Here is a 16,569-nt window from a genome sequence, read left to right on the forward strand (position 1 = left end):
TTAATAATTTTTTCTTTTTGATTTATACATTGATTGCAAATATAAAATTGCCGTTTTGAATTTTCTTTTTTGAAATTTTGCACAAAGGCATTAAGCCCCGCCTTAGCAAATCTACCTCTACAAATAACGCACATTCTTATCGGTTTATTCATAAAATTATATCTTACTTTTTCTTAGCTAATATTAAAGCCGTTATTATCTATATTTAAAATTTCTACCTTGAAATTTTTAAATTTATCCGCCAGCGCATTTTTTATCTTTTGCGCGTCGCTAGCATGGGCTAAATTTAAAAATGTCGAGCCACTACCGCTGAGAGAACTCATAATCGCGCCATTTGCGTAAGCCACTTCGCGCACGCTAAACAGCTCAGGTAGCGCGCTCATACGCACCTCCTCGTGCATTTTATCCACACAAGCAAGCCTTAGGCTATCATAATCTTTTTTCATAAAACACGCCGTCAAAAACGCAGCGTGCGAAAGGTTGCTCACGCAATCTTTGATAGTAAAACTCTTAGGCAATTTTCCACGAGATTCGTTTGTAGGCATTGGCGTATCTGGGATAACGACGATAGCCTTGATATCAGCGTCGATCTCGCACTTTTGCGAATAGACATTTTTGCCAGAAGTTATGCTCGAAACAAACCCGCCATAAGTCGCCGGGGCGATATTGTCAGGGTGGTTTTCGTATTCTAGGGCGAGATTTAAAATTTTGCCCCTATCCACGCTAAATCCACGCATATAATACGCTGCCGCGATTGCTCCGACTATCACAGCCGACGAGCTTCCAAGACCGCGCGAAAATGGGATATTGTTTTGAAATGAAATTTTGAAATTTTGGTTTGGATTTCCGCCTAGTTTGGTGTAAATTTCGCGGAAAATGTTTAAAAACGCATTATTTTTTTTAAGCCACGCCTTTTCGCTTCCGTATCCGTTTAACGAGATACAATGAAAGCTATTTTCGCAAATCTCTACTTCGTTAAAAAGCTCTAAACTAAGTCCTAGTGCGTCGAAGCCTGGTCCCAAATTTGCGCTGGTGGCGGGAATTTTTATAATCAAATTTTCTCCTAAACTGCATCAATAATGTAATTTGGTAGTATATCATTGCTTTTATTTAAAGTTGATAAATTTTGCGGTAATTTCATAGGAACAGGCTCTAATTTTGCCATTTTTATCTCGCCATTTTCGTAAATGTATGAAAATGCCTTGTTTGCCCTAATCGGCAAAAATCCATTTAGCTCAAATCCACTGACCGCGTAAAGTGGCAAATTTAGGGCGATACTAAGCGTTTTTAGCATTACGAAGCTAACTTTTATACCCATAAAAGAGCCGGGTGTGTTCGCATAGATAAGCTCTGAAATTTTATACTCTTTTAAAATTTGAGAAAATTTTTCTACCAAAAATTCATCGGCTTTTTGCCCTGGCGCGCTAGAAAATTCTAAAATTTTGTCATTTTTCTCGTAAATACCGACAAGCACGGGCGAAGTGAGTGCTACGACTAAAACGCTGATTTCTTTGATGTTTTGCCCTTACGCGAAAGCTTTTTGATACTCTCTTACGATTTGTGCGTTTAGCTCGACTAATTCGTAATTTTTAGCGTCGCTAAATACAGCCTCGGTGAGCTTATGATTTAGATCATGGCTTCCAGCAAATGATGTGTAATCGCCCAAAATAGGCGCTCCACTAAGTGCCAAATCGCCAATAGCGTCTAAAATTTTATGGCGGACAAATTCGTTTTCATAGCGCAAACCCTCTGGGTTTAAAATTTTATTATCGTCGATTACGACGGCATTTTCTAGGCTTCCACCAAGTGCTAGCCCCATAGAACGAAGCGCTTGAACATCTTTTAAAAATCCAAATGTTCTTGCCCTAGAAATTTCTTTAATATAAGCCTTTTTGCTAAATTCAAAGACATGGTGCTGTGTGCCGATAATCGGATTTGCAAATTTAATCGTATAATCAAATTTAGGCCTTGCGCTTGGGCTTAGGCGGACGAATTTATCGCCCTCTTTGACCTCGACATCGCGTTTGATGATAATGACTTTTTTATTCGTATCTAGCTCTTTGATCCCAGCCTCGTCCAAAAGCATACAAAAACTCGCCGAACTTCCGTCCATTACAGGGATTTCGTTCGCATCGACGATAATGCGAATATTGTCGATTCCATAGCTTGAAATCGCGCTCATTAGGTGCTCTATCGTAGAAATATAGCCCTTTTCATTGCCCACGACAGTTGCCATTTGGGTATTTACGACATTTTCGGGCGTTGCTTTAAAACTAATTCCAAGGTCGCTTCTATAAAATACTATTCCGCTACCTGCTTCCAAAGGCTCCAATGTAAGTCTGATTGGCTCACCTTTATGCAATCCGATACCGACACTATGGACTTTTTTAGCTATTGTTCTTTGTCTCATTTTTCCCTCATTTCATTAATTTTTGCATTATAGCGAAAAATTTGAAATTTATTTTCCTTTTTCGATAACTTTTTTTGCACTTTCGAGCACATCGCTCACATTATCTTTGATCCACTTCGGATCCATCCACTCCTCCGGCCTTACTTCCACGCCCTGAACCACTATACCAAAGTGCAAATGATCGCCAAAAGCAAAGCCAGTGGCGCCAGTTTGGGCTAAGATATCGTTTGGTTTGACCTGATCGCCCACACTAAGGGCTGAATTCGAGCAGTGCGCATACACACCATAAACTCCAAATCCATAATAAACGCCCAAATTTAGGCCATAAATTCCATTATCTTGCAAGAACACGACCACGCCATAATTACTCTCTTTGATATCCGCATTTGCCACGCTAGCAAGATCAAGCCCCATGTGCCAGCTCTCGCTAACTTGCTCGCTGTTTAAGAAAAACAGCCTGTGATCGGCGAAACTCGCTACCGCAGCGCCCTTTGCAAGCGGATAAAACGGACGAAGCGAAAACTCGCTTATCATATCCTCATGCACCCTGCTCGTAAATGCGTGCAGATCCTTGGCGTTTTGCTCCCGCAAAGTCTCATTTACAAATTTAAATTTATCCAAATCGCTCATAGAGTTGAAATTTTGCGCATGTTGGCTGGCTAGATCGCTAACCTTGCCTGAGAGAAAATTTTCGCTAAGTTTGATTTGCGAGACCTTGTATTTTTTGTCGCTGTAAAAGTAGCGAATCTGCGACGAGCTGACATTGCCAGCCTTGTCTGTTGCTACGATTTCTGCGCGAAATTCATCTTCGTTTGCCGGCCAGGCTACAAGCGAAGCGTAATAGCCTTCTTTGACAAACGGCGTAGCTTTGAAAATTTTGCCGTAATTTGTGCGGATAAAAACCTCATCTAGCATTTCATCGCTAGCGCTAAAAACAACCACAGCCGAGCCGCCTTTGGTGATTTTATACGAATTTGCGACCAAATTTATCAAAGGTTTTTTGTTGTCGATGATGATATTTACGACTTTATCGGTTTTGTTACCTTTGGTGAAATTCCACGCGCTAATATCGCCAGCTTCGATGTGTAGTTTGTATTTTTTATCTTTATTTAGGATTAAATTTTTTGGAAATTCAACTGCAATTTCTAGCTCTTTTTGGCTTATGCCATACTCTTCGTCTTTTAATGGAGTTAAATTTTCCCCGTCATTTAGGCTTACTTTTATTGATTTTACGCCTGTGTCATCTGAAATTTTAACCTTCAAAGGCGAGATTAAATTCCAGTAAATTTCATCTGCGATTTCGATTTTAGGGGGATTTTGTTCAAATTTAGGCGAGGTTAAAAAATGAAAAACTCCATAAGCTATCGCCAAAATTAGTATTAAAAAAATGAAAATTTTAGGATTTATTCTGCTTCGATTTCTATACATAAATTACCTTGATTTTAAATTAAAGCCTGATTTTACTGAGTTTTTGTAAATCGTAAGTAAAGGATTGGTTAAATTTCATTAAGGTTAAATTTTGGGTAAAAGTGAAATTTACCCAAAATTTACGCCAAATTTTAGTTAAATCTAGCTCCAATGCTAAATTCGAAACTATTTGTCTTATCGTGTGGTTTTTCGTTAAGCGGTTTTGTGAAATACAGCTGCAACGGCCCCATCGGTGTCAGCCACTCGATACCAGCACCTGCGCTATATCGCTCTTCCTCGTTCCAGTCATTGTCGCCTATCATACCATAATCGAAAAATGTTACAAGGCGCATTTTCATACGATCGATTAGAGGGAAGCTTAGCTCGACTGAGTTGTTGAAGCTTTGCATACCACCGGTTTCGACATAACGGCAGCTACCACTAGCTACGCAAATTTCTTTACGCGGAATCGATCTAGAATTATATCCTCTCACCGTCCTAATACCGCCTAGGAATAGTTTTTCGTTGATTGGAAGCGGATCGCCTCTATCCCAAACATATCCAGCCGCAGCTTTGTAGCGGAAAATCAAATCGTAATCGATATAATCACGCAATCCAAAGTAGTAATTAAAGCTTCCTTTGGCTTTGGTAAATTCGATATCTCCGCCAAGTCCAGCGTATTCTAGGCTAGCTGTGGCTATGATACCGCTTCGTGGCAGATAGTAATCATCTGTGCTATTGTATGTAAGCGCTGGTGTAATCGAGCTTTTTATGCTTTCATGGTTACGATAACCAGCGGCTGCGTAGTATTCGTTTAGCCCTTCGATTTCTGTCTTTTCTAGGTAGTATGTCAGACTTGCGCTTAAATTTCGTCCTAGCTTTCTGCCAAGCGTCAAGGCAAATCCGTAAGATTTCTCCTCGTAATCGTCCCAGTCATAATCATTAGCAAAGACCATACCGCCTAGGCTGTATTCTGAATCGAAAATTCTAGGATTTGTAAGGCTCACTCTACCGCTTAATTTATCATCTGATTTTTCTACCGATACTGAGCCACTTAGTCCTGTTCCAAAGACATTTCTATCGCTAATTCCACCACTTAGTAGCAATCCATCATCGCTACCATATCCGATACCGCCTGTAATCGAGCCGGTTGGGGTTTCTTGGACTACGACTTCTAAATCTAGCTGATCGTCGCTCACCCTAGTTTCTTTGATTTCGACATTTTCGAAATATCCCGTGCGTTTAAGAGCCGCGATAGAATCAGCGTAATCGGTTCTGCTAAATAAATTTCCCTCGGTTAGATACATTTCGCGTCTAACGACTTTATCTTCTGTTTTGTCGTTGCCAGAGATTGTTACATTTCTGATATAGACTTTATTTTCAGGTATGATTTTATAAGTTATGCCTATGGTTTTAGCCTCTCTGTCTTGATCGGTTTGCGGGACAACCTTGACATAAGCATATCCTTGATCAGCGACTAAGGTTTCGATTTTTTGGATATCGCGACGCATCCAGTCCGAATTCATCGTGTCGCCCTTTTCGAGTTTTAGATCGCTTATAACCTTTTCTTTATCCATAGTTACATTTTCTGGGCAGTCGATATCTATACTGCTGACCTTATAACGCTCGCCCTCTGTTACATAATATGTCAAATCCGCGGTGTAATCGCCAGTATCGGCATTTACGATTGGGGCAGATACCCTAGCGTCGAGGTAGCCTTTTTTGTAGTATTCTTCTTGGATTCTATTTGCGTCGTTTGGCAACTCATTAGCTTTTAGCTGTCCGTCGTTAAAGCCCCATAGCCAGCCAAATACTTCGCGTTGTTTGTTTGAAACAGCTGGTTCGATATCATCGTAATCTAGCTTTTTAGCGCCGATCAAATTTACCTTTTCGATGATGATGTTTTCGCCTCTATTGACATCGACTATGACATGCACGGCGTTTCCTTCGCTATCAAGCGGTTTTGGGGTAACTTCGACAACAGTGTCAAAAAAGCCCTTTACTTCGTAAAATTGCTTGATTCTAGCGGCAGCGTTTTTTGCCAAAACCTCATCATAGACCTGTCCTGGGCGAAGTCCGATTAGATTTTTGATAGCGTCTTGGTCGTTTGTAACGACATTTTTGATATCGACTTTGGCCACGCTTGGTTTTTCTTTTACGCTAATTGTTACATTTCCGCCCTGTTCGCTAATATACACATCTTCGAAATAGCCCTGAGCAAAGAGATTTGAGATCGCTCGGTTTGTGTTTTCGCCCGTGATTTGATCGCCTATTTGTAGGCCAGAAATAGCAGCTGCAACTTGCGGAGATAGGTGTTTTAAACCCTCGAATTTAATAGTTTGGATTTGCGCTGCACAAGCAACAGAAACCCCACCTAATAATAAAAACAAACTTTTTCTCATAAAATTTTACCTAGAAATGAAAATAATTGCGTATAATAGCATATTAAAATTAATCAAAAAGAATTTACAAAGGAAAATTATGAAAATAGGCATTATAGGCTTAGGTTTGATAGGTGGCTCGCTCGGGCTTTGTATGAAAAAATCAAAGATTATTAGCACGGTTAGCGGATACGATATTTCTAGGGAAAACGAAAAAGAGGCCTTGGAGCTGGGGCTGGTGCATGAAATTTTAAGTATCGAAGAGATGAAGCAAAAATGCGATGTGATTTTTCTCGCAATCCCAGTCGAGGCGATTATCACGACGCTAGCCCAGCTAAAAGACGCGCGCAAGGAAACCACAATCATCGATTTAGGAAGCACGAAATTTAAAATTTTGCAAAGTTGCCCGCCAGAGATTAGAGGAAATTTCATCGCCGCTCACCCTATGGCAGGCACGGAAAACTCAGGCCCAAGCGCGGCGTTTTCAGAGCTACTAAACGGCGCAGTAGTCGTCATCTGCGACGATAACAACGCCGATGAAATACATGTCAAACGCGCGGTTGAAATTTTTTCGTTTGCGGGTATGAAGATTGTCTTTATGGACGCGCTCAGCCACGACCACCATGTGGGGCTCATCTCGCACCTGCCACACGCGATTAGCTACTCGCTCGTAAATAGTGTCTTAAAAGAGGAAAATCGTCGAAATATCATAAATTTAGCCGGCGGAAGCTTCACTGGCATGGCAAGAATCGCCAAATCAAGCCCTGAAATGTGGGTCGATATCTTCAAACAAAACAAAGAAAATTTGTTAAAATCGATAGAGTCTTTCAAAAAAGAGCTTCAAATTTGCACCGATATGATCGAAAACGAAAAGTGGAGCGAGCTAGATAGCTGGATGCACAGCGCAAGGACACTGCGCGAGATTTTGTAAATTTGCCTGATTTGTCGCGCAAGCAATCTACGAGTTTGAAATTTATCTAAATTTTGTTAGATTGCAACGCTAGGCTCGCAATGACGCGGTTGTAATATTTTGGTTATTTTTTCTCACTGCAATGGTTAATTAAAGGATTAAAAATGATGAAATTTGATAAAAATATAAAATTCGGTTGGCAAGGATGCCCACCCTACGGTGCTTTACAAATAAACAATTTACCAAATACTAAAAAGAAAATAGAATTAAAGTTTAAATAAGGAGTTTATAGTGAAAGAATTAGTTATAAACTCCAAAATGTTTAGTAATAAACAAATAGATTACATATATAAAGAATATTTTGGGTATCATACAGAAGCATTATATGGGTGGGGAAACGATTTCTTTTCAAAACAACTAAAAAGAGAGCTAACCGATGCCGAAGAAGCAGAAATATTTCTTGCACTTTTTAAAAGACTAATTGATGACGGAATAATTTTAGTTCGATGTCCTATTGATAATGAAACAGAAAAAGAAATTCGAGGAATTAAATTTTGGAATACAACATCAGACAAAATAGTTGAATACATAAGAGAAGTGTTTCCTAAAAATTTAATACACTTAAAAGGTTTAGAGGGAACCGATGATGAATATATACATTTTTGGTATCAGCGTTGCCCCTATATTGGTTGGGTAGATAAAGAAACAGGAAAAATTTATTAAAGGGTTGAAATGTTTGGAACATATAAAAACAAAGATGAATTAAAACTAAAATTCAAATTACTAAATTCAAGCTTTGTTTCTTTATTTTTATATTTTATGATTTTACAAAGTTATGGAAATATTGTAAATTTTGGTGGTATCCAAATCTCGGTCAGTATCGTTGATACTGAATTTTTAAATTTACAAATTTAAACTATTTCTGTTTTTGTGGCACCAAATTTAATCCTTTAAATTCATTGCCACAAATTTAAAATTCAAGGTCAGTGTTGTTGTAAAATTTCAAAACTTCGTTCAATGATAAATTTAAGTTAAATTTTGCTTCGAATTTTACTGGATTGCACGATGAGCGCGTCATCTCGCAACGACAAAAAACCAAAATTTAAAAAAACTCCAAAATTTTATCTCGCATTAAATTTACATTTTCTATGTGATTTATCTCTTCGCGAAATGCGCTAGCGTTTGCGTAGCCCTTGGAGTATTCGTGCAGGTGTTTGCGGAAAATCGCCACGCCGTGCGTCCCATAGTGCGCTATCATCTGCGCAAAATGCTCCAAAATAATCTCTTTTTTCAGCTCTGCGCTAGCACTTTGCCCCTGTTTAATCTCGGCGAAAACCCACGGGTGCCCGATACTTGCCCTGCCTATCATAAGCCCGTCTGCGCCGGTCGTGCTTCGCACAAATTCGGCATTTTGCGAGCTAATGTCGCCGTTGGCGATGAGCGGGATTTGCACGGCACCTTTTGCCTGCGCGATTGCGTCGTAATCGACCTGCGCGCTGTATCCACCAGCCCTCGTGCGCCCATGCACCGCGATAAAATCAGCCCCGCCTCGCTCCACCGCGCGCGCGATATTTTCGATATCAACGCTAGCAAAGCCAAGCCTAACTTTCGCGCTTACGAATTTTTTGTTTGAGTGAGTTTTGATGATTTCTAAAATTCGGGCCATCTTGTCCAAATCCAGCAAAAGCGCGGAGCCTGAGTTTTGCTTCACGACCTTTGGCACAGGGCAGCCGCAGTTGAGATCAATCCCGCAAAATCCGTCAAATTTATTCAAAATCAAAACCGCCTTTTTTATCACTTCCTCGTCGCTTCCGGCGATTTGGACGAAAAAGGGCTCTTCTGCTTCGTTTTTTTCTAGCATTTTTAGGGTTTTGTCGTTTTCAAACACCAGGGCATTTGCGCTAATCATCTCACTTATCGTCGCATCAGCGCCGAATTTTTTCACCACACCGCGCAGTGGCGGATCTGAAAACCCAGCCAAAGGGGCTAAAAAAAGCGGTTTTGTCTCGAAAAATTTATTTAAATTCATTGATTGTGTAAAAAGGGCGCGAATTTGCAAATTTACAAAATTTACAAATTTGCGCCCCGAAATTTAGAATATCAGCGAAGCTGGCACTGATTTGCCATTGTCGCGTAAAAATAGCAAAATTTGGAATTTATCAAATTCGTCGCCGTCGCTCATGTGGAGCTGCTCTCTTAGCTCATCAATCATACCAAGCTCATATAGCGCATACAAATACGCCTCTGTCGCGCTTGAATTTTGGTTTTTGAGCCTTTCGAAAAAGGTTCTGTATTGCTCCGGATTTAGGTGGTCTTTGAGCTTTTTGGCAAAATAAATGAAGTCTTTGTCGCTGAATTTATCGCTATTTATGAGATTAAACAGCTCCTCGCTACTGACCTCAAACTCGCTCTCATCAGCAGCTCTTTCTACGATACGCTTGATATCGTCGGTGTCTTGGAATTCTTTATAGGTTTTAATCGCGCTATAATCGCCCTTATCGACTAAAATTTTATATGCTTTTTTGGTGATTTGATCGTTATAAACGCCCTTTGTTTTTAAAATTTCGCGCGCATAATCAGGCTCGGCATCAAGGCGGTTTAGCTCGTTTTGTAAAAACATACCGTTTGATTTAGGGAGTTTGTATTTTTTCAAATCCACGACCTCGCCGTTTTTTACCTTTTCGACGACATCAACTATCTCTTTTAGGCTTTCGTTTTTGATATCAAGCTCGCTACTATCATACCATGGAGACAAAATTTTAGTTATATCGCTTGGATCTTTGAAAAACTCTGTTTTGAAATTTCGGTTCGTCTCTAATCCTAGCAAAACCTCTTTTGTCATCTCATCATACGAGCTTACATCTTTTTGTATAGCGCGGTTTTTGCGATAAACCATAAAACCATAAAAGCCCAAATGACAAAGTGCAAGTATCATATACAAAGCTAATGGCAGCACTACCCACACAGCCACAGGCAGTGTGAGAGAGTATCCAAGCACGCTTAGGGTGTAGCTCGCGCTTTCTTGCGTGAAAATCACAGCTGCGATGATACCGATATATATCACTGAATATACAAAAAATTGTTTTGCCTTCATCATTATCTCCTTTGTGCTTTTTCGGCAAGTTCTTTGCAAGAAATACATAGTCTTGATTCTGGGCGGACTTTTAGCCTTTCTGGGCTGATTGGCTCGCCACACTCCAAACACTCGCCATAAGTGCCGTTTTCGATGCGTTCTAGCGCAGAGACTATTTTATTTAGGCTCTCTCTTTGTTTTAGCCCAATCGAATACTCAATCGTCAAATCCGTATCCATGCTAGCTACATCAATCTCATCTGTCGCGCCGTGCTCTCTAAGCTCCTCGATATCTTTTGTCGCGCTGTTGATATTAGCGCTTAGCTCGGCTTTTCTTTCTTCTAAAAGTTTTTTGTAAATTTTCAACTCACTTTTTTTCATTTTACCCTCACTTATGGTATGGATGATTTGCATTTATACAAAGCGCACGAAAAATTTGCTCAAAGAGCATAAGCTTTGCAATTTTATGTGCCAAAGTTAGCTTTGTTAGGCTGATGATTTTATCGCATTTGCCCTTAAAATCATCGCTTAGCCCGTAAGCACCGCCTATGAAAAATGAAACCAAATTTTTCCCGTCTAAAATTTTAGCAAATTCCATACTATCAAGCTCTTCGCCCCTCTCGTCAAGGGCGATATTATAACCTTTTAATCTAGGCATATAAACCTCGTCATACGCCCTAAGCGCGCTGGCTCTATCAATCGTCTGAGCCTTTGCGATACTAGCGTTAAAGAAAATTTCATCTTTTATGCTAGCAAATTTAGCCGACATTTTGCGATACTCGTTTAGCTCGCTCGCAAATTCGTCGGTGCCTTTTTGTATAGAATTAACGATAATCTGCACTATTCGTCTTCTTCGCCGTGCGTATCAAATAGCCCCTCATCGCTACTATCATCGAGTTGGACTGGGGTATTTGTTAGCATATTTACCATATCGCTTAGATACTGACGCATTTGCGCTCTTGGCACGATAGCGTCGATTAATCCATGTTCTAGCAAAAATTCTGAGCGTTGGAAACCCTCTGGCAAATCTGCTCCGATTGTTTGTTTGATGACCCTTTGACCAGCAAAGCCAATCAATGCACCCGGTTCAGCGATGATAATATCGCCTAGCCACGCAAATGACGCACTAACTCCGCCCATCGTAGGATCTGTCAAAACAGAGATAAATGGGATTTTGTTTTCGCTTAAAATTTTAAGCGCAGCCGAAGTTTTGCTCATTTGCATTAGCGAATATGTGCTTTCTTGCATTCTAGCTCCACCGCTAGCTGATACGATAATCAAGGCTTGCTTTTTATCAAGCGCGCGTTTGACGGCTCGCACGATTTTTTCGCCCTCTACCGAGCCAAGGCTTCCACCCATAAAATTAAAATCAAAAACGACTAATTGCACAGGTTGTTTTGAAATTTTAGCCTCGCCAGCGACGACAGCACTCGTTCTGCCTGTCTTTTCCTGCCCCTCACTTATGCGTTTTTTGTATGATTTTTTATCAACAAATTTAAGCGGATCAACGGGTTCGAGGGTTTTATCACACTCTACAAACGAACCCTCATCACAGATTAGCGCGATTCGCTCATCTGCGCTAAAACGCATGTGATAGTTACATTTAGGACAGACATGGTGGTTTTGTTCCACCTCCTTAAAATACATCAAAGAAGCACAACCAGGACACTTAACCCAATGCGCAGGTGCCTCAGAAGCTTCTGGTTGGGCTCTACGAATCTTTGAAAACAAATCTCCAAAATTCATAATATTCCTTTAATTTTGCAAAATTAAACTCTCAATTTTAACCTATTTTTCTTTATTTAAATTTAAAATTTCGCTAGAATATAACCATGCAAGGATTTATATTAAAAGTCACAAAAATCAAAGACGAAGATTGTATAGTAGATGTGCTATGCGCTGACGCCTTAGTGCGCGCGTATCGCTTTTATGGTGCCAGACACCCAAATATCACACAAGGATACAAAATAGATTTTGAGCTAGTCTCAAACCAAAATTTCCTCCCGCGCCTAAGCAATGTCATGCACCTAGGATACGGCTGGCTGATAAATAGAGAAAAACTCATTTTTTGGCAGCAATTCATCAGGCTACTGGGCGCGCATTTAAAGGACGCAAACGAGCTTGATAAATTTTACTATGAGCTTTTAAATACCGCTGCTTCGCGCTTTGGCCGCCAAAATCCACGCCGAATAATTATCGAAAGTTACGCTAAAATTTTAGAATTTGAAGGCAGACTTCACAGCGAGCCATTTTGTTTTTTATGCGACGAAGAGATTAGCGGCGCAGTATCACTCACACGCGGATTTTTGCCCGCTCACGAGCATTGTTTGCACCAAAAAGGCTTTAACTGGGGCGAAATTTTAGAATTTCTGCAAAGTCAAAATTCGCTAAATTTAGAAGATGACGCAGTTGAAAGGCTGTATGCCATCACGCTTCAAGGCTTTTAAATTTAGGCTATTTGCTTAGCTTTTTATACTCCGAGCATGAAATTTTATCACCCATAGCGCAGGCTCTGGCGTAGTAGTTTTTCGCCCCTTCAATATCGCTTTGACCTTGGAAAATAATGGCTAAATTTCGGCACGAAGTCGCTACATCTAGCTTGCAAAGCCTATCTGTGTAAAAAATCGCTGATTGGATATTTTCAGGCGTGCCTTGGGCTTTAAAATACAAATTCACCAAGGTTTCGCAAGAATCTTTATTGCCGTTTTTGCAGTCATTATCCAGCCTTGCCACAGCTTTTGTGTTTTCTAGCGTCACAAGGGCATTTTCGCAGTATTCGTCCTCGCCATTTTTGCACAAAAACGCGCGAATTTCACTTAATCTTTTTTTGTTTTTATTCGAAGCAGAGTGCAATCTCTCAGCCCCTTTGCACGAAAGGACATTTTTTTGCTTACAGCCGTTTTCGTATAAATTCAAGGCTGCGTTTTTATCCGCCTTGATTCCAAGGCCGTTTTCTAACATTTGCGCGTAAGCTACGCAGGCATTATCGTGCTTTTTATCGCACGCTTTTTTAAAGAACAAAACCGCGCCCTCATCGTCTTTGGCAGTGCTTTGCCCCATATAAAGCAAAAGTCCCACCTCATAGCACGCCTGCGCGTCGCCCTTTTCGCACGCGATAAATTTCGTATCTTCGATAGCAAATAAATTTGAGAAAAATAAAAAGATTAAAATTAGTTTTTTCAAACTAACCCCTTTGAAGTGAAATTTGGGCTAAGATTAGCCCAAATTTGTTAATAAATAGTTTTGATTACGACGCGTCTATTTGGTTTGAGGCACTCTTTTAGCGCGGCACCTTTTTCGCCTGGGCAGAATTTGACCTGATCTGCCTCGCCCATGCCGATAGCTTGGATTTTGCTAGCTGGGATTCCATTTGCGATAAGCTCGTTTTTGACCATATTTGCGCGTTGTTGTGATAGAGTTTTGTTGTAAGCGTCGCTTCCTAGCGGATCAGTATAACCATAAACCTTAACGCTTCTTACCATATTTACATCGATATCTTTGGCGACAGCTGCGATTTTTTCGTGGCCCTCGGCTTTAAGGTTGTCTTTGTCGAAGTCAAACAAAAAGTCAGATTCTAGCTCGACATTTTGGTTCGGTAGCTGCACAGGGGCTACATCAGCACAACCTTTTGGATTATAAAATGTGCTTCCTACGCGATAATCTTTGTCATAGATGATTTTGAATTGGCAAATTTTATCAGGATCGCCAGCTTTTTTCTTTAAATTAAATACATAATCCCACTCTCTAACCGCATACAAGCCCTCTTGGTGGTGCGGGTGGCCGATTAGGAAATATACTTGGTCTTTGCTCATACCCTTTTCTACTTTGCCTAAATTTTCGGCATTTGGGTGAGTTGGAGCATCAATCCATGTTTTGTTCATATCCAAAAAAGTCACATCGTCCCATTGCATGACGCCGTCTTCTGGGATATTGTCGCTTACATGAGTGGTGCAACCACTAAAAAATAAAATTCCAGCCAAACTTAGAGCTGATAGTAATGATTTTTTCATTTTTTACCCTTTAAATTTAAAAAAAGCGAAACCGAAATTCATCGGTTTCGCACTAGGCTACCTTAGAAGTGGAAGCCCAAAGACGCGCCTGCGCCAATGTTGTCTTGCGTATCGACTGAGATAGATGATTTAAATACCCATTTACCATTGTCTGACATTTTTGATAGACCAATAGATAGAGCACCCTCATCTTGATAATAACCAGTACCCACACTTAGCATACCCTTACCAGGGATTGTAGATTGTGGTAGGTTGCCGATAGCGATAGCAGAAGCGATACCAGCCCTAGCCTCATCTCTAACATTATCAATTCTTTGATTGATATTTGTTATGTTGCTACCCAAATGCTCGGCGATACCCTCGATAGCAGAGTATAGTTGTGAGCCGTTGATCGCATCGGTGCTGTCTTTGCTGATTAGACCAGGTGCGACATTTTGGATACGGCGAGTTTCATTAGCATTACCAACGCTTACTACGCCTTTGACTTGGTTGCCACCAGCAAAATTATTCACACCGATTTTAACATACTCGCCGTTTGCATTTCTAGCTTTAACTTCTGCACTGTTGTAGCCTGTTGTGTTACCTTTTGTTCTATTTGTTCTACCTTCGTCATCTGCTACATAAGCTGTTCTGCTACCTAGAAATAATGAGTCTGCAACTGTGCTAGTTACATTGTTACCAACTACAAATGTATCATTTGTAGATACGGTATTATTATTACCCACAGCGTAACTTCCAGTTCCAGATACAGTGTTTGGATCACCAAACGCACCAGAGTTGTTGCCTGTTACTGTATTTCCAGTTCCGATAGCGATAGAGTTACTTCCTGTAACGGTCGAACCAACACCGATAGCAATAGAATTTGTGCCATTTGCTCCTACGCTTGCTTGATAGCCTATCGCAGTAGAGTATGAACCAGCAGCTGATGAATCCACTTCGTTTTCTCCTTGTTTCACAGGGGTAACTTTTCCGTCATTTGTGTGGAAGAACTTGATACCTTGCTCGTTCATCTTAGAAATAGCCTCTGCGACACTATTTGTCCAGTATTCTGTTCGAGTATGGACATTGTAAGTTTTAAGCAATGGTTGATTGTTTTTATCAACTACGACTTCATAATCCTTACCATTGATATTGATAGTATCGTAATGGATATTTTTGTTGCCCTCTGGGTCGTCTGTCGAACCAATAATATAATCTTTTAATTGATCGACATTAACAGCGTCTGTGCCATCAACACCACGAGCAACATTTTTGATTTGAACTGGGCTATCGATTTCTTTGCCGTTGTCATCATAAGTAACCATACTTACAGTGCCGTCAGAATTTTGTTTAGTAGCGACTTTCAAGTCATAGTTCTTGCCACCGTCAGCATTTGTTGTCTCAGCAATTTTTACAGAGCCATTTTCTGAGCTAACAGTATTTGGAGCCTTGATTTTGCTTTCAACTTCTTTTAGTTGAGACATATTCACTGCGTCTGTATCATCCTCACCAGCTGCGACATTTGTGATTTTTGTAGCACTTCCGTCAGCTTTGCTAACTTTGATATTATCGCCGTCATTTGTGATTTTTGGACCGTCATTGAATTGGACACTGTTGATATTGATATCTTTGGCTAGCTCGACAATCAAATCTTTTCCGTCATTGATAACGCCGATATTACCAGTGCTTAGATTATCGATACCTTTATCGTGTGTGCCTTTGACAGTAACTGTCTCATTTAGAGCTTTGGCGATAGGTTTGCCAGTGCCTTTTTGGTAATTGCCGTCAAATTTCAAGCCGTCTTCCATAGTAGCAACTTGTAGCTCGACAGGGTCACCATTTTTATCTGTTGTAGTGTAGATAATTCTGCCCGGCTCTTCATTACTTAGAGTATCTTTACCCTTAGCTACTGTGATTTCGGCGTCTTTACCATCTTTACCATTGATACCGATAGTTCCCTCGCCATCTTTTGCTCCAATAGTTACACCATCATTGCCATCTTTGTCGATAACTTTGATTTGACCATCTTCGCCAGGTTTGCCATTTTCACCTTTTTCACCTATTGTTAGGTTATTAGCAAGTTTTAGGTCATAGGTGTTGTTATCTTCACCGCCATGAGTAAGTTTTAGGTTACCACCTGTGTAAGCACCTTTTGTTCCAGCCTCTGTGCCACCATCAACAGTAAGATAAGTTCTATTACCCTCAGCTGCCTCTTTTAGTTGAGATACATTGACTGCGTCTGTATCAGCTTCACCAGGAGCTAAATTTGTAATCTTAACTGCTCCTCCGTTTTCATCACCAACTTTGATATTACCATTGCCGTCACTGCTGATTTTTGGACCATTATCACCGAATTGAACACTATTGAAATTTGGATTATCAATAGTTGCTACTGTTATA

General features: G+C 40.4%; 17 protein-coding genes. 4 read left to right on the forward strand and 13 right to left on the reverse strand.

The features are described 5' to 3' along the window. Positions 1-173 precede the first annotated feature (173 nt). From thrB to bamA, 5 genes are all read right to left on the reverse strand, one after another. A complete protein-coding gene (thrB, locus tag OFN91_RS06755; RefSeq protein ID WP_270862543.1) occupies positions 174-1,055 on the reverse strand; it encodes a homoserine kinase in 882 nt (293 codons plus the stop codon). 8 nt (positions 1,056-1,063) lie between these two features. Continuing rightward, positions 1,064-1,474, reverse strand: a complete 411-nt coding sequence (locus OFN91_RS06760) for a glycoprotease (protein ID WP_270873713.1) — start codon at positions 1,472-1,474, stop codon at positions 1,064-1,066. A 51-nt stretch (positions 1,475-1,525) separates the two neighbouring features. Further along, on the reverse strand, positions 1,526-2,410 hold the full coding sequence (lpxC, locus tag OFN91_RS06765; RefSeq protein WP_270873714.1) for a UDP-3-O-acyl-N-acetylglucosamine deacetylase: 885 nt from the start codon (positions 2,408-2,410) through the stop codon (positions 1,526-1,528). A 48-nt stretch (positions 2,411-2,458) separates the two neighbouring features. Beyond that, positions 2,459-3,838 carry a M23 family metallopeptidase gene (locus OFN91_RS06770; RefSeq protein WP_270873715.1) on the reverse strand — a complete coding sequence of 460 codons (1,380 nt, stop codon included), beginning with the start codon at positions 3,836-3,838 and terminating at the stop codon, positions 2,459-2,461. Positions 3,839-3,969: 131 nt separating this feature from the next. After that, positions 3,970-6,219, reverse strand: coding sequence for an outer membrane protein assembly factor BamA (bamA, locus tag OFN91_RS06775; protein ID WP_270859233.1), 2,250 nt, complete (start codon positions 6,217-6,219; stop codon positions 3,970-3,972). 79 nt (positions 6,220-6,298) lie between these two features. Here bamA and OFN91_RS06780 point away from each other — a divergent pair, with 79 nt between their 5' ends. The 3 genes from OFN91_RS06780 to OFN91_RS06790 all read left to right on the forward strand — a co-directional run bounded on the left by OFN91_RS06780 (position 6,299) and on the right by OFN91_RS06790 (position 8,023). Continuing rightward, complete coding sequence (locus tag OFN91_RS06780) at positions 6,299-7,129, forward strand: prephenate dehydrogenase (protein WP_270865337.1); 831 nt, start codon at positions 6,299-6,301, stop codon at positions 7,127-7,129. Between the two features lie 270 nt (positions 7,130-7,399). After that, on the forward strand, positions 7,400-7,831 hold the full coding sequence (locus tag OFN91_RS06785) for a hypothetical protein (protein ID WP_270865339.1): 432 nt from the start codon (positions 7,400-7,402) through the stop codon (positions 7,829-7,831). A 9-nt stretch (positions 7,832-7,840) separates the two neighbouring features. After that, on the forward strand, positions 7,841-8,023 hold the full coding sequence (locus OFN91_RS06790) for a hypothetical protein (protein ID WP_270866612.1): 183 nt from the start codon (positions 7,841-7,843) through the stop codon (positions 8,021-8,023). 187 nt (positions 8,024-8,210) lie between these two features. Here OFN91_RS06790 and OFN91_RS06795 read toward each other — a convergent pair whose 3' ends face one another. From OFN91_RS06795 to accD, 5 genes are all read right to left on the reverse strand, one after another. Continuing rightward, the gene (locus tag OFN91_RS06795) at positions 8,211-9,137 is read right to left on the reverse strand and encodes a tRNA dihydrouridine synthase (protein ID WP_270866611.1); all 927 of its coding nucleotides are present in this window, start codon (positions 9,135-9,137) and stop codon (positions 8,211-8,213) included. 63 nt (positions 9,138-9,200) lie between these two features. Next, positions 9,201-10,202: a LapA family protein gene (locus tag OFN91_RS06800; RefSeq protein ID WP_270866610.1), complete on the reverse strand. Its 1,002-nt coding sequence runs from the start codon at positions 10,200-10,202 to the stop codon at positions 9,201-9,203. 2 nt (positions 10,203-10,204) lie between these two features. After that, positions 10,205-10,561 carry an RNA polymerase-binding protein DksA gene (gene dksA / locus OFN91_RS06805; protein WP_270859227.1) on the reverse strand — a complete coding sequence of 119 codons (357 nt, stop codon included), beginning with the start codon at positions 10,559-10,561 and terminating at the stop codon, positions 10,205-10,207. Between the two features lie 7 nt (positions 10,562-10,568). Further along, positions 10,569-11,021 carry a 23S rRNA (pseudouridine(1915)-N(3))-methyltransferase RlmH gene (locus tag OFN91_RS06810; RefSeq protein WP_270862535.1) on the reverse strand — a complete coding sequence of 151 codons (453 nt, stop codon included), beginning with the start codon at positions 11,019-11,021 and terminating at the stop codon, positions 10,569-10,571. Further along, positions 11,021-11,926 (reverse strand): acetyl-CoA carboxylase, carboxyltransferase subunit beta, encoded by a 906-nt coding sequence (gene accD, locus OFN91_RS06815; RefSeq protein ID WP_270866609.1) that lies wholly within the window; start codon positions 11,924-11,926, stop codon positions 11,021-11,023. The genes OFN91_RS06810 and accD overlap by 1 nt, the downstream gene beginning before the upstream one ends. 86 nt (positions 11,927-12,012) lie before the next feature. Between accD and recO the strand changes: the two genes are divergently transcribed. Next, positions 12,013-12,627, forward strand: a complete 615-nt coding sequence (recO, locus tag OFN91_RS06820; protein ID WP_270866608.1) for a recombination protein RecO — start codon at positions 12,013-12,015, stop codon at positions 12,625-12,627. A gap of 7 nt (positions 12,628-12,634) precedes the next feature. On the opposite strand, the gene OFN91_RS06825 is transcribed toward recO, so the two are convergent. From OFN91_RS06825 to OFN91_RS06835, 3 genes are all read right to left on the reverse strand, one after another. Continuing rightward, positions 12,635-13,363: a tetratricopeptide repeat protein gene (locus OFN91_RS06825; protein ID WP_270866607.1), complete on the reverse strand. Its 729-nt coding sequence runs from the start codon at positions 13,361-13,363 to the stop codon at positions 12,635-12,637. 47 nt (positions 13,364-13,410) lie between these two features. Continuing rightward, on the reverse strand, positions 13,411-14,190 hold the full coding sequence (locus OFN91_RS06830; protein WP_270859222.1) for an OmpA family protein: 780 nt from the start codon (positions 14,188-14,190) through the stop codon (positions 13,411-13,413). 62 nt (positions 14,191-14,252) lie between these two features. Then, the coding region (locus tag OFN91_RS06835) for a YadA family autotransporter adhesin (protein ID WP_270873716.1) at positions 14,253-16,569 on the reverse strand (2,317 nt) is incomplete at its 5' end.

Source organism: Campylobacter sp. JMF_08 NE1 (assembly GCF_027737875.1).
Taxonomy (GTDB): domain Bacteria; phylum Campylobacterota; class Campylobacteria; order Campylobacterales; family Campylobacteraceae; genus Campylobacter_B.

What these genes read in the sequence shown, in the direction of transcription:
- lpxC (WP_270873714.1), bottom strand. Translation starts at nt 2,410, where the DNA reads ATGAGACAAAGAACAATAGCTAAAAAAGTCCATAGTGTCGGTATCGGA.
- OFN91_RS06770 (WP_270873715.1), bottom strand. Translation starts at nt 3,838, where the DNA reads ATGTATAGAAATCGAAGCAGAATAAATCCTAAAATTTTCATTTTTTTA.
- bamA (WP_270859233.1), bottom strand. Translation starts at nt 6,219, where the DNA reads ATGAGAAAAAGTTTGTTTTTATTATTAGGTGGGGTTTCTGTTGCTTGT.
- OFN91_RS06780 (WP_270865337.1), top strand. Translation starts at nt 6,299, where the DNA reads ATGAAAATAGGCATTATAGGCTTAGGTTTGATAGGTGGCTCGCTCGGG.
- OFN91_RS06790 (WP_270866612.1), top strand. Translation starts at nt 7,841, where the DNA reads ATGTTTGGAACATATAAAAACAAAGATGAATTAAAACTAAAATTCAAA.
- OFN91_RS06795 (WP_270866611.1), bottom strand. Translation starts at nt 9,137, where the DNA reads ATGAATTTAAATAAATTTTTCGAGACAAAACCGCTTTTTTTAGCCCCT.
- OFN91_RS06800 (WP_270866610.1), bottom strand. Translation starts at nt 10,202, where the DNA reads ATGAAGGCAAAACAATTTTTTGTATATTCAGTGATATATATCGGTATC.
- dksA (WP_270859227.1), bottom strand. Translation starts at nt 10,561, where the DNA reads ATGAAAAAAAGTGAGTTGAAAATTTACAAAAAACTTTTAGAAGAAAGA.
- accD (WP_270866609.1), bottom strand. Translation starts at nt 11,926, where the DNA reads ATGAATTTTGGAGATTTGTTTTCAAAGATTCGTAGAGCCCAACCAGAA.
- recO (WP_270866608.1), top strand. Translation starts at nt 12,013, where the DNA reads ATGCAAGGATTTATATTAAAAGTCACAAAAATCAAAGACGAAGATTGT.
- OFN91_RS06830 (WP_270859222.1), bottom strand. Translation starts at nt 14,190, where the DNA reads ATGAAAAAATCATTACTATCAGCTCTAAGTTTGGCTGGAATTTTATTT.